Raw genomic sequence first — 19,379 nt, 5'->3', positions numbered from 1 at the left:
TCCCATTTTTTTATCGGGAAGAGTCGAGCGAGCGTTCAGTCAATGGAGATTGCTTTGATGCTTCATCGATAAACGTAAAACAAAAGGGGTGTTTTACTTGAATAGAGCTGTAATTTTAGCAGGAGCAAGAACGGCATTTGGTAAATTTGCTGGATCACTTTCCGCACTAAACGCAAGTGATTTAGGTGCGATTGCCATTAAAGGTGCACTTGAAAGAGCAAATATAGCACCAGATGCAGTGGATGAAGTAATTTTAGGTACCGTTTTACAAGGTGGGCAAGGTCAAATACCGTCAAGACAGGCTGCACTAAAAGCAGATTTACCTGTAGCAGTCAAAACAGAAACGATTAATAAAGTTTGTGCGTCGGGGATGCGCGCTGTAACTTTAGCCGATCAGTTAATTCGTTTAGGGGACGAAGAAGTGATTATTGCTGGTGGTATGGAGTCTATGTCAAACGCGCCTTACTATCTTCTAAATGGTCGAACTGGCCTACGTATGGGTGATTCTACAATGGTAGATGGAATGCTTTATGATGGGTTAACTTGTGCCTTTAATGAAGCAAGACCACCGATGGGGAGCTATGGCAATAAGGCTGCAATCGAATTTTCATTAAGTCGTCAAGAACAAGATGCATGGGCTGTTCGCAGTCATGAACGTGCTCTTTCCGCAATCGAACAAGGCTATTTTGCAGAGGAAATTGTACCTGTACAAATTGCACAACGTAAAGGTGAGCCGCTCATAGTAGATACTGATGAAGCGCCAAGACCAGGTACTACACAGGATGTGCTTGCTAAACTTAAACCAGCTTTTGAAAAGGATGGTTCAATTACAGCTGGCAATGCTCCTGGCGTCAATGATGGAGCATGTGCACTCGTTGTAATGAGTGAAGAACGTGCAATGCGTGAAGGTAGAGAACCACTTGCCGTAATTATCGGGCATGCAGAGATTGCAATTGATCCGGAAAATTTCCCGCAAACACCAGGTCTCGTTATTAATAACTTGCTAAAAAAGACGGGTAAAACATTAGCTGACATCGATGTCATTGAAATCAATGAAGCCTTTGCAGCAGTGGCTCTTATTAGTAACCAGCTTGCTGACCTAGATGCAGAAAAAGTGAATGTTAATGGTGGTGCAGTGGCACTTGGCCATCCTATAGGCGCTTCTGGTGCTCGCATTATATTAGCACTAGCACATGAGTTAAAGCGTCGTGGTGGAGGAATCGGTATTGCTGCAATCTGCTCTGGTGGAGGGCAAGGCGATGCAATCATGATTGAAGTACCAAAACAAAGGGGACATGAATGATGGGAATCCAAAAGGTAATGGTGATTGGTGCTGGGCAAATGGGCTCAGGAATTGCACAAGTTTGTGCGCAGGCAGGCTATGATGTTTTATTGAATGATATAAAACAGCCGTTTTTTGAACGTGGCATAGGCGTTATTACGAAAAACTTAACGCGTGATGTCGAAAAAGGCCGTAAAACCGAAGATGAAAAAACGGCTATTTTAGGTCGTATCAAGATGTCACTAGATTTAGAGGATGCTAGTGATGTAGATATTATTATCGAAGCAGCTGTTGAAAACATGGAAGTAAAGCAATCCATATTCAAGCAATTAGATGCAATTGCACCGGCACACGCCATTCTTGCGACAAATACATCATCACTTCCAATTACAGAAATTGCAGCTGTCACAAATAGACCAGAGCAAGTGATTGGCATGCACTTTATGAATCCAGTACCTGTCATGAAGCTTGTCGAAATTATTAGAGGTTTAGCTACAACTGACGAAGTATATAAAGCTGTGGAAGGAATGACTGTACAGCTATCCAAAACACCAGTGGAAGTAAATGACTTCCCAGGCTTTATTGCAAACCGTATTTTACTGCCAATGATAAATGAAGCAATTTATGCGTTGTATGAAGGTGTTGCAACGAAGGAAGCAATCGATGATGTGATGAAGCTTGGCATGAATCATCCAATGGGACCTTTAACATTAGCGGACTTTATCGGTTTAGATACATGTTTATCAATTATGGAAATTTTACATGAGGGCTTAGGTGATAGTAAGTACAGACCTTGTCCTTTATTACGGAAATATGTAGCAGCAGGCTGGCTTGGTAAAAAATCAGGAAGAGGCTTTTACGTTTACGAATAGTCCTATGGGGATGGGAAGATTCAGATTAATTACTTACGTCTCGGCGTAATTTTGTCCAGATTTTTCGAGTTATTCGAAAAGCTTTTTAAAATCTGTGACGACCGCCGAGGACTGTAACTTGATTCAGCTAGAAGATGAATGCTAAATCAAATTAAAATGTAATGCTACGTGACAGCATAGAGGGGTGACATTATAGATGCATTTACAATTTACAGATGAGCAGTTAATGATGCGTGATATGGTGCGAAGTTTCTCACAAGAGAAGATTGCACCGTGGGTAGAACGTATGGAGGCAGGAGAGTTTCCACGTGAACTCCTGCAACAGATGGGTGAGCTAGGTTTAATGGGGATCACAACGCCAGAAGAACTAGGTGGCTCTGCGATGGATTTTACATCATACATCATCGCTATCAATGAACTATCAAAAGTTAGTGCAGTAATGGGAGTTATTTTATCAGTACATACTTCAGTAGGTACGAATCCTATTATTTATTTTGGTAATGATGAGCAGAAAAAGCGTTATGTTCCGAAGTTAGCTGCGGGTGAATATTTAGGCGCATTTTGTTTAACTGAGCCTAGCGCAGGTTCAGATGCAGGCTCACTACAATCAAAAGCGATACGCGATGGTGATGAGTATGTTATTAACGGCTCAAAAGTATTTATTACAAACGGAGGCGAAGCGGATGTTTATATCGTTTTTGCCTCAACCAATCAAGCTGAAAAAACACGTGGCATCTCAGCATTTATTGTTGAAAAGGGCACACCGGGCTTAATTATTGGTAAGGATGAACATAAAATGGGCCTACACGGTTCGCGTACAGTCCAATTAACATTTGATAACTGCCGAATTCCAGTTGGAAACCTTCTTGGGGAGGAAGGGGAAGGCTTCAAAATAGCAATGGCTAATTTGGATGTTGGACGGATAGGAATTGCAGCACAAGCTTTAGGAATCGCTGAAGCGGCACTTGAAGCAGCAACTAGCTATGCCAAAGAGCGTGTGCAATTTGGTAAACCTATTTCAGCACAACAAGGAGTTGGCTTTAAGCTTGCTGATATGGCGACTGCCGTGGAAGCGTCAAAACTGCTTGTGTATCGAGCAGCTGATTTACGTGCAAAAGGTTTACCATGTGGAGCAGAAGCTTCGATGGCAAAGCTCTTCGCTTCACGTACAGCCGTACAAACAGCGATTGAAGCTGTACAAATTTTTGGAGGCTACGGTTATACGGAGGATTATCCGGTAGAACGTTATTTCCGTGATGCCAAAGTGACTGAAATTTACGAAGGTACAAGTGAAATACAAAAACTCGTTATTAGCAAACATTTAATTTAATAGAGAGCACCATTGTAAATGAGTTAGTGCACGCGTGTTTATTAGGAATCCAATGAAGTCTTAGATGAAATTCATTAAAATTAAAGGGGAAATGGACAATGAACTTTCAATTAACAGAAGAACATGAACAATTACGTGAAATGATTCGCGACTTTGCTTTAAACGAGGTAGCACCATCAGCAGCGGAGCGCGATGAAAATGAGGAATTTGATCGTGCAATTTTCGACAAAATGGCTGAGTTAGGCTTAACAGGGATTCCGTGGCCAGAAGAATACGGCGGTGCAGGTTTTGATTATCTTGCTTATGTAATTGCTGTTGAGGAATTATCGCGTGTATGTGCTTCTACAGGCGTAACATTATCTGCGCATACATCTCTTGCTGGTTGGCCATTATATAAATTTGGCAATGAAGAACAAAAACAAAAATATCTTCGACCAATGGCAGAGGGTAAACATATAGGTGCTTATGGCTTAACAGAGCCAGGATCTGGATCCGATGCGGGTGGTATGAAAACATATGCAAAACGTGATGGCGATGATTATATTTTAAATGGTTCAAAGATTTTTATTACAAATGGTGGAGTAGCAGATACATATATCGTATTTGCTGTAACAGATCCAGAAGCGAAAAACGGTACTTCTGCTTTTATCGTTGAAGCTGGCTACGAAGGCTTTTCTGTTGGTAAAAAGGAGAAAAAGCTAGGGATTCGTTCATCACCAACAACAGAAATTATTTTCGATAACTGCCGTGTGCCAAAAGAAAACCTACTTGGGGCTGAAGGAGAAGGTTTTAAAATTGCTATGACAACACTTGATGGTGGTCGTAACGGCATTGCTGCACAGGCTGTGGGGATTGCTCAAGGTGCATTAGATGCTGCGGTTGACTATGCAAAAGAGCGTGTACAATTCGGTAAGCCAATTACGGCAAATCAAGGTGTTTCCTTTAAATTAGCTGATATGGCAACACAAATCGAAGCATCTCGTCTTCTTACATACCAAGCTGCTTGGTTAGAGACGAATGGTCTTCCATATGGTAAGGCATCGGCAATGGCTAAGTTAATGGCTGGTGATACAGCAATGAGCGTCACAACTGAAGCGGTTCAAGTTTTTGGTGGTTATGGTTATACGAAAGATTATCCAGTAGAACGCTATATGCGCGATGCAAAAATTACACAGATTTACGAAGGTACACAAGAGATTCAACGTCTTGTTATCTCACGTATGTTGACGAAATAATTTATGACAGAAAAAAACAAAAGGCCCCAAGTCCAGTCAACCGTGAAAGACGAAAATCTCATTGCCATTCGCCGAGAACAAATGATTCAAGGTGCCATTAAATTATTTAAAGAAAAAGGTTTCCATCGTGCGACAACAAGAGAAATTGCAAAAGCAGCAGGTTTTAGTATTGGTACATTGTATGAGTATATTCGTACGAAAGAAGATGTACTTTACCTCGTCTGTGATAGCATCTACCACCATGCGATGGAGCGACTATCAAGCTATGAAATAAAAGCAGGTACGATAGAAGAGTTAAAAGAAATGATTCGTGAGTATTTTTTACAAATTGATAGCATGGTTGATGAATTAACAATTATGTATCAGGAAACGAAATCATTATCCAAAGAAGCACAGCGTTATGTTTTCGGTAAAGAGTTTGAGATGGTTGCCACTTTTGAAAGGCTGTTGCAACGCTGTGTGCAGTCAGGGGAACTAACAATGACTGATAAGCAAATTCATTTGGCAGCGAATAATTTAGTTGTTCAAGGACAAAGCTGGGCGTTCCGTAAATGGGCGCTTCATCGTCAACATTCACTTGACGAGTATATCGAAATGCAAACAACATTGTTCATTTCAGGCATTAAGGGGTTTTAATAAGTTCCAAAGGGGTTCGTCGGTAATTGCATAAAGCGACATTGCAATTACCGATTTTTTTCATGATTTTGTATGGCAGAAAGCTCATAATAACGTCAAAACCATACAAACGGGTCAATTTCATAAGTAGTTTTTCTAAAAAGATATATGAACAAGTGAAGCGGAAGTAGCTCGGTGCTTGCCTGCGGGAAGTGTCTGCATTGAGCAAAATGATGCCGTTTGAAAATAATATGAATTGAAATTAACTTAAACATCAATGAAAAGGTTTACTAAGGGGAGAAAGTGGGGGTTTCATATGACAAAGGTAGAAGTGTATCGTCCAAAAAATCACGTACGTTTTGTAACAGCATCAAGTCTTTTTGATGGACATGATGCTTCGGTCAATATTATGCGACGTATTTTACAATCAAGCGGAGTGGAAGTTATCCATCTAGGACATAATCGCTCTGTAGAAGAAGTCGTTAATGCTGCGATTCAAGAAGATGCTCAAGGTATTGCTTTGTCTTCTTATCAAGGTGGCCATATGGAATACTTTAAATATATGTTTGATTTACTGCGCGAAAAAGGGGCACCGCATATTAAAATATATGGCGGCGGCGGTGGTGTTATTTTGCCACGTGAAATTAAAGAATTACATGCTTATGGCATTGCGGGTATTTTCTCACCTGAAGATGGTCGAGTTCTAGGGCTACAAGGAATGATTAATGAGCAAATTAAAGGAACTGATTTTCCAACTGCAACAGGCGACTATCTAGCAAAGCTTGATACTTTAACGACAGAGACACCAGAATTATTGGCGAACTTAATAACTGCTGCTGAATCGAATGACGATGAAGAAACGAAAAAGATGTTAGTGGAAGCACGTAAACGCTCAAAAGGAACACCAATTTTAGGGATTACAGGTACAGGTGGTGCAGGTAAATCTTCTTTAACAGATGAGCTTATCCGTCGTTTCTTAAAAGAATTCCCGGATAAACGTGTAGCGATTTTATCAGTCGATCCAACAAAGCAAAAAACGGGTGGAGCATTACTAGGGGACCGCATTCGTATGAATGCCATTTTCAATAACCGTGTTTATATGCGAAGTTTGGCGACACGTGGTTCTCGTACAGAGCTCTCTGCTTCTATTGGCGATGTGTTAGATGTCGTGCGTGTAGCAGGCTATGATTTAATTATTGTTGAAACAAGCGGAATTGGTCAAGGAGATGCAGAAATTACAAATTACACGGATCTATCCATGTACGTTATGACGAGTGAATTTGGTGCACCGACTCAGCTTGAGAAAATAGATATGATTGATTTTGCAGATGTTATTGCCATTAATAAGTTCGAACGAAAAGGCTCAGAAGATGCGCTACGTCAGGTGCAAAAGCAATACCAACGTTCACGAGAACTTTGGGATGAGCCAATTGATAAAATGCCTGTGTACGGTACGATTGCTAGTCAATTTAATGATAAAGGGACGAATGCTTTATTTGCTGCATTAGTTCACATTATTAATGAAAAAACAGGTAGTGACTGGGAAACAGGCTATGAGCAATTTGCTAAAACGCAAAAACAAGATGTTATTATTCCGAATGATCGCCGTTATTATCTACGCGAAATAACAGATACAGTGCGTGGATATCATAAAAAAACAGAACAACAAGTTGCATTTGCCCGTCGCCTATTCCAACTAGAGGGCGCCATCGTAGCAGTGAAAGAAAAGGCACCAGATGATGCACTTGTCGCATCGCTTACATCTTTAGCGGAAGGTGTCCGTGATGAATTAACAGCAGAGTCTAAGCGTATTTTAGATAATTGGCAAGCTTTGAAAGAAGCGTATGCTGGAGATGAATTTGTAACGAAGGTGCGCGATAAGGAAATTCGCACAATTTTAAAAACTACGAGTCTTTCAGGGACAAAAATACCGAAAGTTGTACTACCGAAGTTTGTTGACTATGGAGAAATTTTACGTTGGGTGTATCGTGAAAATGTACCAGGCGAATTCCCATATACTGCAGGTGTGTTCCAATTCAAACGTGAAGGTGAAGATCCGAAGCGACAATTTGCTGGAGAGGGTACACCAGAGCGAACGAATAAACGCTTCCATTATTTATCGAAAGACGATGATGCAAAGCGTTTATCAACAGCATTTGATTCGGTTACGTTATACGGTGAGGACCCAGATTACCGTCCAGATATTTACGGAAAAGTTGGAGAATCAGGTGTCTCAATTTGTACGCTTGAAGATATGAAGAAGCTCTATGCAGGATTTGACCTTTGTGCACCTTCTACCTCTGTATCCATGACAATCAATGGACCTGCGCCAATTATTTTGGCGATGTTTATGAACACAGCGATTGATCAGCAAGTAAAGCTGCGTGAAGCAGAACTTGGTAGACCTTTGACAGTTGAAGAATTTACAGAGACACGTGCGAAAACATTACAAGTTGTGCGTGGTACAGTACAGGCTGATATTTTAAAAGAAGACCAAGGGCAAAATACATGTATTTTCTCAACGGAATTTGCTCTAAGAATGATGGGCGACATTCAGCAGTATTTTATCGACAAAAAAGTACGTAACTACTACTCTGTTTCCATTTCGGGCTATCATATTGCAGAGGCTGGAGCCAATCCAATTTCACAGCTAGCGTTTACACTCGCAAATGGCTTTACGTATGTTGAATACTATTTAAGTCGTGGTATGAATATTGACGATTTCGCACCAAATCTATCATTCTTCTTCTCAAATGGATTAGATCCAGAATATACAGTGATAGGCCGTGTTGCTCGTCGTATTTGGGCAGTTGTTATGCGCAATAAATACGGGGCAAATGAACGTGCTCAAAAGCTGAAGTATCATGTCCAAACTTCTGGACGTAGTTTGCATGCACAAGAAATTGACTTCAATGATATTCGTACAACGTTACAAGCGCTTATGGCATTGCAGGACAATTGTAATTCATTGCATACAAATGCATATGATGAAGCAATAACTACTCCAACAGAGGAATCTGTACGTCGAGCTATGGCAATTCAAATGATTATTACGAAAGAGCATGGTTTAGCGAAAAATGAAAACCCATTACAGGGGGCATTTATCGTTGAAGAATTAACAGATTTAGTAGAGGAAGCTGTGCTAGAGGAGTTTGATCGTATAAATGATCGCGGTGGTGTACTAGGTGCTATGGAAACACAATATCAACGCGGAAAAATTCAAGAAGAATCGATGCATTATGAAATGTTAAAACATTCGGGTGAATTACCGATAATCGGGGTAAACACATACTTAAATCCGAATCCACCAACGGATGATGCAATCGACAACATGGAAATTGCACGTGCATCGTCAGAAGAAAAAGAAACGCAAATTCGCAATTTGCAATTGTTCTGGCAACAACATGAAGGACAAACAGAAGCAGCAATTGCCCGCTTACAAGAGGTAGCTGTCAACAATGGTAATATATTTGAAGAACTAATGGAAACCGTAAAAGTAGCTAGCCTAGGACAAATTACAAAGGCTTTATATGAAGTTGGTGGACAGTTCCGTCGCAACATGTAAAACAAATAGATGTTAATTTGCTAATTTGTGGAACGTAAATGCTAGTTTATCCGACATGCTGCTGTATTTTAAAGTGTCTAGTCATACGATTAGGCACTTCTTTTCATTTTCGTTATAATAGAAATGTAAAAAAGAGGGGGCGCAGTAGAGGATGAAATCAATAATTCACTACATTATTGTTTTAGCTTTAGTATTGGGAGTTATTTTCCTGTATAATAAGCAAATTGGCGCTATTCCTTTATTGTTATTATCGATTTATTTATTTTTTCTAGGGATAAAAAAAATGTGTAATATAAAAAACAGTAATTGAAGCTAGCAAAGAGACTAAAACATTGTATATAATGGGTATTATGCTTATGGTATGGAAAGTTACTTTTGTGCGGTCTTTTTTAGCTGCGCTCCGAAAATAAAGCACTATTTAATTTTAAAACGTCCATTGTGATGAGAGGAAGGAAGTGCACGAATTGAATTTTCGTGAAATGACAAAGGAACAATTAGCGGAAGAATCGTTAATTAACTTAGCTTATGCAATTTTAACTGAAAAACGTGCTTCAGTGTCATTTAATGACCTGCTTACAATTATTAAAGAGCTAGTTGGCTATAGTGATGAGGAAATTAAATCACGCCTACTACAATTCTACACTGATATGAATGTTGATGGACGTTTCTTATTTAATCAAGAAACTGGTTGGGGCTTACGCGAATGGTTTAAAGTAGAACAAATCGAAGAAGAAACAGCTCCATCTGTGAAAACACACAAGAAAAAATCTAAAGCTACTCTTGATGATGATGATTTAGAAGAAGATATTGAAGAAGATGAAATTGACTTCGATGAGGATTATGAAGAGTTCGTTGAAGAAGAGGAAGAAGAAGAAGAAGATATCGATGGAGAAAAAGAAGATATTGACTTCGACGAAGAAGATATAGAAGACATCGAGGATGAAATTGATGAAGATTTCATTGAAGATGAGGAAGAGTTTGAAGAAGAAGAAGAGGAAGAAGTGTAACACAAATACACTTTGAATTTTCTTACTTTTGTACTTGTATTAAAAATTCTTGACTTATTTCACGGTTCCGTTTAATCTTTTACTTGGGCTCCTTAAAAAAAGGAGAAAGACCGTGTATATAATACGCTCCCCCTGCAAACCTATGCAGGAGGGGCGTTTTTTTTGTTTTTAACTTGCTGAATCAAGTTAAAGATCAAGGCGAATATCAATGATTTTAAGAGGAGCTTTTTGACCAGGCTCCAATAAAATTTGGAAGTACTCGCCGAGATGTAATGAATAATCAGTCAAGCTCTCCCAGCTAATAAATAATGATTTGAATACGAAAGTGGTAAACTAATCATTATGTATATTAATCGGTGACTGAGTTATATGGTAAAGCTTCTCATAGCGATAATAATTAGATTGCTTATAGGCGATGCTAACTATGAAAGTTTTACTACGAAGAACAATTTAGAAAAGTAAAAAAGATATAGAAACGATTACAGCTTCGAATCGACTGCATTTACATGTAGGCATTCTCGGCTTTTCTTATTTTAGGGATAGGAAAGCATCAAGTTTCTTTTTCATGTCCATACAATTGTGTTGTTAGTTTACATTTCCTTCCTGCAATTAGGCGATTGGTAAGCGGTATGATGACAGAATGGATGGACGCAATATACTTTTTTTACTAACAAGATCTAGTACAACATAAGGAGGAATTTTTCATGACAAAGTATATTTTTGTAACAGGTGGGGTTGTGTCATCACTTGGAAAAGGGATTGTAGCAGCATCTCTAGGACGTTTATTAAAAAACCGTGGGTTAGAAGTAACGATTCAAAAATTTGACCCGTATATCAATATTGACCCAGGTACAATGAGCCCATATCAACATGGTGAGGTTTTCGTTACAGATGATGGCGCTGAGGCTGATTTGGACTTAGGTCACTATGAGCGTTTCATTGACATTAACCTAGGCAAACATTCAACTGTAACATCTGGTCGCGTATATCAATCTGTATTACAAAAAGAACGTCGTGGTGACTATAACGGCGGAACAGTTCAAGTAATTCCTCATATTACAAATGAAATTAAAGAACGTATCCAACGCGCAGGACGTGAAACGAATGCAGATGTTGTTATTACTGAGGTTGGAGGAACTGTAGGGGATATTGAATCACTACCATTCCTAGAGGCTATTCGTCAAATGAAAACCAATTTAGGCCATAACAATGTAATGTATGTTCACTGTACGTTAATTCCTTACATTAAAGCTGCCGGTGAATTAAAAACAAAACCAACACAACATTCTGTTAAAGAATTACGTTCTTTAGGGATTCAGCCAAATATTATCGTTGTGCGTACAGAACAAGAAGTGCCAGAAGAAATGAAAGAAAAATTAGCATTATTCTGTGACGTTCAACCTCATGAAATTATCGAATCTCGTGATGCAGAGCATTTATATGAAGTTCCATTAAATCTTCATGCGCAAGATTTCGATGATATCGTACTTGATCATTTCGGTATTGAAGCACCAGAGGCAGATATGGAAGAATGGCGCGACCTTGTTGCAAAAGTGAAGAGCCTACCAAATAAACGAAAAGTGGCATTAGTAGGTAAATATGTAGAATTACAAGATGCTTATATTTCAGTTGTAGAGGCGTTAAAACATGCAGGTTATGCGTTTAACTCTGATATCGAAATTGATTGGATTAACGCAGAGCATGTAGATGCTGACAATGTTGTAGCATTACTAAAAGATGCTGATGCTATTTTAGTACCAGGTGGCTTTGGTGATCGAGGCGTTGAAGGTAAAATTTTAGCAACTCAGTATGCTCGTGAAAATAACGTACCGTTTTTAGGTATTTGCTTAGGTATGCAACTAGCAACAATAGAATTTGCTCGTAACGTACTAGGCTTAAATGGAGCGCATTCTACAGAACTTGATGCGGAAACACAATATCCTATTATTGATTTCTTACCAGATCAAAACGATAACGTAGATATTGGTGGTACATTACGTTTAGGTTTATATCCATGTAAGTTAAAAGAAGGCTCAAAAGCAAGTGATGCTTACGATAAAGAGCTTGTGTACGAACGTCACCGTCATCGTTATGAATTCAATAATGAATACCGCGAGGCAATGGAAGCGGCAGGTCTTGTATTCTCAGGTACAAGCCCAGACGGAAAATTAGTGGAAATTATTGAGCTACCAGAAAACAACTTCTTTGTAGCTTGTCAATTCCACCCAGAATTCGTATCACGTCCAAACCGTCCACAACCATTATTCCGTGATTTCATCGGAGCAACATTTAAATAAAACTAAAAAGGATGTCTCGTTATTTCGAGGCATCCTTTTAGTCTGTAGGCAAACTCGAAAAATTTTGATTTTGCCTACAATTTTTTAATAACACTATGGAAAACGCCGAAAATCTTCCTGAATTGCTGAAAGCATGGAAATGTACGTTTCAGCGAGGAGTCGGTATCTTCTGCGTCATTCTAAATAAATTCCATTTTAAGGCATGCTAAAAGGCACCAAAAATGAACTTCTCGATGCCTTTGTGTATAGCGGTTTAATTTTTATATAGTGAAGCTTTATAGCTCTTCATCATCAAATCCGAGCATTTCATCATAAGCGATTTTTATAGCTTCATAAATGAATAGGGCAGCTATTGCATGCGGTACAACAATGCGCTCACCTAAATCATTAGGTAACAATCCTCCGCGCATACGAGTAGAGATATATGTATACGCTAAATCGGCTAATGGATTTTCTGCATTTGCTACTTCACTAGCTACGGCTGCAAATGGAATAAAGTGTTCGTTCAATTTTTTTGCTAATGCTAAAGCTTCCTGATCGTGTGCACTACGGGTAAAAATACAAATACGATCGGCTTCACTAACTTCAGTATGCTCTGTCCAAGGGAGTAGCTTAGCGAAACGCTCAACACCTTGAAGTGCATTTAACTCGACAACTTGCATTTCGCCAAAACAAGCAAAGTAAACATTTCCTTCGCCTATTGCTGCTTGTGCAAGTAAACGTGCTGTTTCTTCAATAGATTCTTCTTCGCTTTGTGTTATTCTTTGTAATAATCCGCTCAGCTGTGTTGTTAATATTTTTGACATGATTCCACCTCAATCAATATTATATGTATGTGTGAAGCATAAAGCAAAAGTAGATAATTTATAATACTAGAAGGTATTAAGCTGTAAAAGGAGAATAATACATAATATAGATATCTTTGTGCAAAATAATAATTCAAAAAGGGCGGAATGCAATGTGAAACGATTACTAATTGTTGATGATCAGCAGGGAATTCGTTTGCTATTAAATGAAGTTTTGAAAAAAGAAGGTTATGTTACATATTTAGCAGCTAATGGCGCTGAAGCACTACGTTATGCAGAGGAAGAATCAATGGATTGTGTATTGCTAGATATGAAGATTCCTGGCATGGATGGCATAGAAATTTTAAAATGTTTAAAAGAGAAATGGCCGCAATTACCTGTCTTTATGATGACCGCTTACGGTGAATTAGATGTAGTACAGGAAGCATTGGAATTAGGGGCAATTCGTTACTTTACTAAGCCATTTGATATTTTTGAAGTACGTGATGCAGTAAATAAAACATTAAACACATAAAAAAACAGGCAGTGGCAAACACCGCCTGTTTTTTACATATGCTCGAATAGTTGATGCTGATGATAATTTTCGCTGCGTTGCTCTCCGCTATCGGTGCTTTTGATAAAAGGGTACCTGTCGCTGCGTGGCCCTCCGCTATCGGTGCTAAAATATAAGCACCTGAAATTTCTTTTCAGGTGCTTTTGATAAAAGGGCACCTGTCGCTGCGTAGGACTACGCTATCGGTGCTAAAATATAAGCACCTGAAATTTCTTTTCAGGTGCTTATATTTTTGCTATGATTAAATAGCACATTTATGTATAAAGAATAGTCCTAAAAGGAGGATTTTTAGTATGGCATTAGTATCTATGAAAGAGATGTTAATTAAAGCAAAGGCAGAAGGTTATGCAGTTGGTCAATTCAACATCAACAACCTTGAATGGACACAAGCAATTTTACAAGCAGCGGAAGAAGAGAAATCACCTGTAATCCTTGGCGTATCTGAAGGCGCAGGTAAATATATGGGTGGATTTATCTCAGTAGTACACATGGTAAAAGGATTAATGGAATCTTATGGTATTACAGTTCCGGTTGCTATTCATCTTGACCATGGTTCTAGCTTTGAAAAGTGCAAAGAAGCGATTGATGCAGGATTTACTTCTGTTATGATTGATGCTTCACACCATCCTTTCGAAGAAAATATCGCAACTACTTCAAAAGTAGTTGAATATGCACATGCCAAAGGTGTCTCTGTAGAAGCTGAGCTTGGAACAGTTGGTGGGGACGAGGATGGCGTAATTGGTGGTATTATGTACGCTGACCCAGAAGAATGCCGTAAAATGGTTGAATTAACAGATATTGATTGCCTAGCACCAGCACTTGGCTCTGTACATGGTCCTTACAAAGGAGAACCAAACTTAGGCTTTAAGGAAATGGAGGAAATCTCAAACTTAGCAGATCTTCCTTTAGTATTACATGGTGGTACAGGTATTCCAACAAAAGATATTCAACGCTCAATTTCATTAGGTACTGCTAAAATTAACGTTAATACTGAAAATCAAATCGCAGCTACAAAAGTGATTCGTGAAATTCTTGACAATGATAAAGATGTTTACGATCCTCGTAAATTCTTAGCGCCAGCTCGTGAAGCGATTAAAACAACAGTTGTCGGTAAAATCCGTGAATTTGGAAGTGCACAAAAAGCATAATTTAGCTTCTTATATTGTACAAAAGCAAAGATGAATACACATAATAAGAGAAGTGTTGATGCTAGCAATCGACCTTCTCTTGTTTTTGACATAATAACTTTTTTGAAAAAAATTAAAAATATAAACAAATACGGTTTAGGAGGAAATATTATGAAATTCTTTATTGATACAGCAAACTTTGACGAAATTAAAGAAGCACACGCATGGGGTATTTTATCGGGTGTTACGACAAATCCATCATTAGTTGCGAAAGAGGAAAACGTTTCTTTTCATGATCGACTACGTGAAATTGCAGAGCTTGTAGATGGCTCAGTAAGTGGAGAGGTAATTGCATTAGATGCTGAAGGAATGATTAAAGAAGGTCTAGAATTAGCTGCGATTGCACCGAATATCACAGTTAAATTACCGATGACACCAGCTGGCTTAGAGGCTTGTCGCTTCTTTGCAAACAAAGGCATTAAAACAAACGTAACACTAATTTTTAGTGCAAACCAAGCATTAATGGCTGCGCGTGCGGGTGCTACATATGTATCACCATTTATCGGCCGTTTAGATGATATTGGTCTAAATGGTGTAGAGCTTATTGAAACAATTTCAGATATTTTTACAATCCATAACATTGAAACGCAAATTATTGCAGCATCTATTCGTCACCCTCAACACGTAACGGCGGCAGCACTTGCGGGCGCTCATATTTCAACAACTCCTTTTAAAGTGTTAAAACAACTTTTCCACCATCCATTAACGGAAAAAGGAATTGAAGGATTTTTAGCGGATTGGAATAAGCGAAAAGGTGAATAATAAGATTATAAAGTGAGTCAAATGCTAAAATTACTTTCCAATCATGAGGGAGAACGCAAAATGGATGTTTATAAAATTACAGGCGAAAATCGTCTAAAAGGTACAATTAAAGTTAGTGGTGCAAAAAATAGTGCAGTCGCCTTAATACCAGCATCAATTTTGGCGAACTCTCCAGTGACAATTGGAGGGATTCCAGAAATTTCAGATGCTTGGACTTTAAAAGCCTTGTTAGAAGAGATCGGTGGAGAAGTACAATTTGAGAATGGCAAAATGATTATTGATCCTTCCGAAATGCTTGCACTACCTTTGCCAAATGGTAATGTAAAAAAACTCCGTGCCTCTTATTATTTAATGGGGGCAATGCTTGGTCGCTTCAAAAAGGCTGTCATTGGCTTGCCAGGTGGTTGCTTCTTAGGACCGCGTCCGATTGATCAACACATTAAAGGCTTTGAGGCACTTGGTGCTAAAATTACAAACGAGCACGGTGCGATTTATTTACGTGCAGAAGAATTAATTGGTGCCAAAATTTATTTAGATGTCGCAAGTGTTGGCGCTACAATCAATATTATGTTGGCAGCAGTACGTGCAAAGGGTCGTACGGTTATTGAAAATGCAGCAAAAGAACCTGAAATAATCGACGTAGCAACACTTCTTACAAATATGGGTGCCAATATTAAAGGTGCTGGTACAAGTGTAATTCGTATCGAAGGTGTTGATGAGCTGCACGGTACGGAGCATACAATTATTCCTGACCGTATTGAAGCTGCAACTTTTATGATTATGGCAGCAGCAGTTGGCGACGGCATTACGATAGACAATGTAATTCCGCTACATTTAGAGGCAATTACTGCAAAACTTCGTGAAATGGGCGTCAAGATTGATATAGGTGAGGAAAGCATTTTTGTTCCAAAAACAGACCTATCTACATTGCAGGCAGTTGATGTTAAGACGATTGTGTATCCTGGATTCCCTACAGATATTCAGCAACCACTTTCTGTGTTAATGACACAGGCATTTGGCTCCTCAAAAATTACAGATACGATCTATTCGGCTCGGTTTAAACATATTGATGAGCTACGTCGTATGAATGCCAACGCACGTGTAGAAGGGAATACAGCGATAATTACCGGTCAAAGTAAATTACATGGCTCAAGCGTAACTGCAACAGACCTTCGCGCGGGTGCAGCATTAGTATTAGCTGGACTATTAGCAGAAGGTGAAACTGAAATTCACGATATCTATCATATTGAACGTGGCTATAGCTCACTTATTGAAAAATTACGTGACTTAGGCGCAGATATTCGACGTGAAACAATTATGGTCAGTGTTGCAGAGGCAAAGGAATAATGTGAGCTAAAAGTTTCGAGCCAATTATGTTACAATAAAGGTAATTTGAATGTTTCGGCACAATGAAACATGCCGATAACGGGAGGCAAAACAACAATGGAACGTAGTTTATCGATGGAAGTAGTACGAGTAACAGAGGCAGCAGCAATCGCATCCGGGAAATGGATGGGTCGCGGTTTGAAAATTGAGGCAGATGATGCAGCAACGACAGCAATGCGCTCAATGTTCGATACGATTCCAATGCATGCTACAGTAGTTATTGGGGAAGGTGAAATGGACGAAGCGCCAATGCTCTATATCGGTGAAGAACTTGGCCTTCGTAATGGCGGTCCTCAAGTAGACATAGCAGTCGATCCTTTAGAAGGTACAAATATAGTAGCAAAAGGTACAAATGGTGCAATGACTGTATTAGCAATTGCTGATAAGGGCAATCTGTTAAATGCACCAGATATGTATATGGAGAAAATCGCTGTAGGGCCAGAAGCTGCAGGAAAAGTTGATATTAATGCCTCTGTTACTTATAATTTATTACAAGTAGCAAAAGCAAAAAATAAAGATATTTCTGATGTAGTAGCTACTCTATTAGATCGCCCTCGCCATCAAGCAATAGTAGATGAGATTCGTGAAGCGGGAGCACGTATTAAATTTATTCAAGATGGAGATGTAGGTGCTGCTATTAACACAGCATTCGATGAAACAGGCATCGACATTATGTTTGGAATGGGCGGCGCACCAGAAGGTGTTATTTCAGCTGTTGCATTAAAATGCCTAGGCGGAGACTTCCAGGCCAAATTAGTGCCAGAAGACGAAGATCAGTTAGAACGCTGTAAAAAAATGGGCGTAGATGTAGAGAAAGTTCTTTACTTAGATGACTTAGTAAAAGGTGACGATGCAATTTTTGCAGCAACTGCAGTTACAGATTGTGAGCTTTTAAAAGGTGTTCAGTACAAAGGAGCTTACGCATTAACACATTCAGTTGTTATGCGAGCGAAAACAGGTACTGTACGATTTGTAGAAGGTCGTCACGCGCTTGATAAAAAACCTAGCTATTAATAATATTTTCTTCTAAAATATACCTAGTGCAACTTATTTGCACTAGGTACCTTCTTCTTCATTAAATCCATCCATAGTTTTACTTAAAACTTCTATGTTTACCCCAATACATGCATTATATTTTGAAAAAGACTGGAGTTGTGCATATGTCTGCATTGACAATCGCTCAATTAGAAAACATGACGTTAAAAGAGCTTTACGCCCTCGCACGCCAATACAAAATTTCGTATTATAGCAAACTAACGAAAAAGGAATTAATTTTTGCTATTTTGAAAACGCGTTCAGAGCAAGAGGGTTATTTCTTTATGGAAGGGGTACTTGAAATTGTTTCGCAAGAGGGCTTCGGCTTCCTTCGTCCAATAAATTACTCACCGAGTAAAGAAGATATTTATATTTCAGCTTCTCAAATTCGTCGTTTCGATCTTCGTAATGGGGATAAGGTGTCTGGCAAAGTACGCCCACCTAAAGAAAATGAACGTTACTATGGCTTACTACAGGTTGATGCTGTAAATGGAGAAGACCCTGAAGTAGCAAAAGAACGTGTTCACTTCCCAGCATTAACGCCGTTATATCCTGATCGTCAAATTAAGCTTGAAACAACACAGAGCAATCTATCAACACGAATTATGGATTTAGTAGCACCAGTAGGATTTGGTCAACGTGGTTTAATCGTCGCGCCTCCAAAAGCCGGTAAAACATCTTTACTTAAAGAAATTGCCAATGCCATTACAACGAATCACCCTGAGGCTGAGTTAATCGTCTTACTTATTGATGAGCGCCCTGAGGAAGTAACGGACATTGAGCGTTCTGTTAATGCGGATGTCGTGAGTTCTACGTTCGATGAAGTACCAGAAAATCATGTTAAGGTAGCGGAAATCGTGTTAGAACGAGCTCGCCGTTTAGTAGAACATAAACGTGACGTTATTATTTTAATGGACTCTATTACGCGTCTTGCACGTGCGTATAACTTAGTTATTCCACCGAGCGGTCGTACGCTTTCAGGTGGTATTGACCCTGCAGCCTTCCATAGACCAAAACGATTCTTCGGTTCTGCTCGTAATATCGAAGAAGGTGGTAGCTTAACAATTTTAGCTACAGCTTTAGTAGATACTGGATCACGTATGGATGAAGTAATCTATGAGGAATTTAAAGGGACTGGTAACTTAGAGTTGCACTTAGATCGACAACTAGCAGAGCGTCGTATTTTCCCTGCGCTTGATATTCGTCGTTCAGGTACACGTAAGGAAGAATTACTTCTTGAACCAGAACAACTTGAAAAACTATGGGCAATTCGCAAAACATTTTCAGATGCACCAGATTTTGCAGAGCGTTTCTTGAAAAAAATACGCACAACAAAATCAAACGAAGAATTTTTCGAAAAGTTAAATGAAGATATGAAAAAGGCCACTAAAGGTAAAGGGCTACTTTAAAATGCAGACACCATTGACTAGTAATAGTTAATGGTGTT

The 19,379-nt window shown here is 39.1% G+C and carries 15 protein-coding genes; 14 read left to right on the top strand and 1 reads right to left on the bottom strand.

Annotation, left to right across the window (positions count from 1 at the left end; genetic code table 11):
• Positions 1 to 97: 97 nt before the first annotated feature.
• The 8 genes from ACIQXW_RS13065 (at position 98) to ACIQXW_RS13030 (ending at position 12,203) form a co-directional block, all read left to right on the top strand.
• Positions 98 to 1,303: an acetyl-CoA C-acetyltransferase gene (locus tag ACIQXW_RS13065; RefSeq protein WP_402762791.1), complete on the top strand. Its 1,206-nt coding sequence runs from the start codon at positions 98 to 100 to the stop codon at positions 1,301 to 1,303.
• Complete coding sequence (locus tag ACIQXW_RS13060) at positions 1,303 to 2,154, top strand: 3-hydroxybutyryl-CoA dehydrogenase (protein ID WP_340826370.1); 852 nt, start codon at positions 1,303 to 1,305, stop codon at positions 2,152 to 2,154. Before ACIQXW_RS13065 ends, ACIQXW_RS13060 begins: the two co-directional genes overlap by 1 nt.
• Positions 2,155 to 2,350: 196 nt before the next feature.
• Positions 2,351 to 3,484 carry an acyl-CoA dehydrogenase gene (locus ACIQXW_RS13055; protein WP_401019223.1) on the top strand — a complete coding sequence of 378 codons (1,134 nt, stop codon included), beginning with the start codon at positions 2,351 to 2,353 and terminating at the stop codon, positions 3,482 to 3,484.
• Between the two features lie 98 nt (positions 3,485 to 3,582).
• Positions 3,583 to 4,719 carry an acyl-CoA dehydrogenase gene (locus ACIQXW_RS13050; RefSeq protein WP_340821010.1) on the top strand — a complete coding sequence of 379 codons (1,137 nt, stop codon included), beginning with the start codon at positions 3,583 to 3,585 and terminating at the stop codon, positions 4,717 to 4,719.
• Between the two features lie 3 nt (positions 4,720 to 4,722).
• Positions 4,723 to 5,355 (top strand): TetR/AcrR family transcriptional regulator, encoded by a 633-nt coding sequence (locus ACIQXW_RS13045; RefSeq protein ID WP_173478637.1) that lies wholly within the window; start codon positions 4,723 to 4,725, stop codon positions 5,353 to 5,355.
• Positions 5,356 to 5,650: 295 nt separating this feature from the next.
• On the top strand, positions 5,651 to 8,899 hold the full coding sequence (gene icmF / locus ACIQXW_RS13040) for a fused isobutyryl-CoA mutase/GTPase IcmF (protein ID WP_340821009.1): 3,249 nt from the start codon (positions 5,651 to 5,653) through the stop codon (positions 8,897 to 8,899).
• Positions 8,900 to 9,363: 464 nt separating this feature from the next.
• Positions 9,364 to 9,906, top strand: coding sequence for a DNA-directed RNA polymerase subunit delta (gene rpoE / locus ACIQXW_RS13035; RefSeq protein WP_340821008.1), 543 nt, complete (start codon positions 9,364 to 9,366; stop codon positions 9,904 to 9,906).
• 704 nt (positions 9,907 to 10,610) lie between these two features.
• Positions 10,611 to 12,203 (top strand): CTP synthase, encoded by a 1,593-nt coding sequence (locus ACIQXW_RS13030; protein WP_402762787.1) that lies wholly within the window; start codon positions 10,611 to 10,613, stop codon positions 12,201 to 12,203.
• Positions 12,204 to 12,478: 275 nt separating this feature from the next.
• On the opposite strand, the gene ACIQXW_RS13025 is transcribed toward ACIQXW_RS13030, so the two are convergent.
• Positions 12,479 to 13,009, bottom strand: coding sequence for a DUF2529 family protein (locus tag ACIQXW_RS13025; protein ID WP_402762784.1), 531 nt, complete (start codon positions 13,007 to 13,009; stop codon positions 12,479 to 12,481).
• 154 nt (positions 13,010 to 13,163) lie between these two features.
• On the opposite strand from ACIQXW_RS13025, the gene ACIQXW_RS13020 reads away from it, so the two are divergent.
• The 6 genes from ACIQXW_RS13020 (at position 13,164) to rho (ending at position 19,341) form a co-directional block, all read left to right on the top strand.
• On the top strand, positions 13,164 to 13,523 hold the full coding sequence (locus tag ACIQXW_RS13020) for a response regulator (RefSeq protein ID WP_340821005.1): 360 nt from the start codon (positions 13,164 to 13,166) through the stop codon (positions 13,521 to 13,523).
• 332 nt (positions 13,524 to 13,855) lie between these two features.
• Positions 13,856 to 14,710, top strand: a complete 855-nt coding sequence (locus tag ACIQXW_RS13015; protein WP_340821004.1) for a class II fructose-bisphosphate aldolase — start codon at positions 13,856 to 13,858, stop codon at positions 14,708 to 14,710.
• A 150-nt stretch (positions 14,711 to 14,860) separates the two neighbouring features.
• A complete protein-coding gene (fsa, locus tag ACIQXW_RS13010) occupies positions 14,861 to 15,511 on the top strand; it encodes a fructose-6-phosphate aldolase (protein WP_340821003.1) in 651 nt (216 codons plus the stop codon).
• Between the two features lie 60 nt (positions 15,512 to 15,571).
• Positions 15,572 to 16,858 (top strand): UDP-N-acetylglucosamine 1-carboxyvinyltransferase, encoded by a 1,287-nt coding sequence (locus tag ACIQXW_RS13005; protein WP_340821002.1) that lies wholly within the window; start codon positions 15,572 to 15,574, stop codon positions 16,856 to 16,858.
• A 96-nt stretch (positions 16,859 to 16,954) separates the two neighbouring features.
• Positions 16,955 to 17,911 (top strand): class II fructose-bisphosphatase, encoded by a 957-nt coding sequence (gene glpX, locus ACIQXW_RS13000; RefSeq protein ID WP_340821001.1) that lies wholly within the window; start codon positions 16,955 to 16,957, stop codon positions 17,909 to 17,911.
• 146 nt (positions 17,912 to 18,057) lie between these two features.
• A complete protein-coding gene (gene rho / locus ACIQXW_RS12995; protein ID WP_340821000.1) occupies positions 18,058 to 19,341 on the top strand; it encodes a transcription termination factor Rho in 1,284 nt (427 codons plus the stop codon).
• Positions 19,342 to 19,379 lie beyond the last annotated feature (38 nt).

It is taken from the genome of Lysinibacillus sp. NPDC097162, from assembly GCF_044762185.1.
Lineage (GTDB): Bacteria > Bacillota > Bacilli > Bacillales_A > Planococcaceae > Lysinibacillus.
Note: the sequence above shows the minus strand (reverse complement) of the source record. Positions and strands in the feature narration are given on the sequence as shown.

What these genes read in the sequence shown, in the direction of transcription:
- ACIQXW_RS13060 (WP_340826370.1), top strand. Translation starts at nt 1,303, where the DNA reads ATGGGAATCCAAAAGGTAATGGTGATTGGTGCTGGGCAAATGGGCTCA.
- ACIQXW_RS13055 (WP_401019223.1), top strand. Translation starts at nt 2,351, where the DNA reads ATGCATTTACAATTTACAGATGAGCAGTTAATGATGCGTGATATGGTG.
- ACIQXW_RS13050 (WP_340821010.1), top strand. Translation starts at nt 3,583, where the DNA reads ATGAACTTTCAATTAACAGAAGAACATGAACAATTACGTGAAATGATT.
- ACIQXW_RS13045 (WP_173478637.1), top strand. Translation starts at nt 4,723, where the DNA reads ATGACAGAAAAAAACAAAAGGCCCCAAGTCCAGTCAACCGTGAAAGAC.
- icmF (WP_340821009.1), top strand. Translation starts at nt 5,651, where the DNA reads ATGACAAAGGTAGAAGTGTATCGTCCAAAAAATCACGTACGTTTTGTA.
- ACIQXW_RS13030 (WP_402762787.1), top strand. Translation starts at nt 10,611, where the DNA reads ATGACAAAGTATATTTTTGTAACAGGTGGGGTTGTGTCATCACTTGGA.
- ACIQXW_RS13025 (WP_402762784.1), bottom strand. Translation starts at nt 13,009, where the DNA reads ATGTCAAAAATATTAACAACACAGCTGAGCGGATTATTACAAAGAATA.
- ACIQXW_RS13015 (WP_340821004.1), top strand. Translation starts at nt 13,856, where the DNA reads ATGGCATTAGTATCTATGAAAGAGATGTTAATTAAAGCAAAGGCAGAA.
- fsa (WP_340821003.1), top strand. Translation starts at nt 14,861, where the DNA reads ATGAAATTCTTTATTGATACAGCAAACTTTGACGAAATTAAAGAAGCA.
- ACIQXW_RS13005 (WP_340821002.1), top strand. Translation starts at nt 15,572, where the DNA reads ATGGATGTTTATAAAATTACAGGCGAAAATCGTCTAAAAGGTACAATT.
- glpX (WP_340821001.1), top strand. Translation starts at nt 16,955, where the DNA reads ATGGAACGTAGTTTATCGATGGAAGTAGTACGAGTAACAGAGGCAGCA.
- rho (WP_340821000.1), top strand. Translation starts at nt 18,058, where the DNA reads ATGTCTGCATTGACAATCGCTCAATTAGAAAACATGACGTTAAAAGAG.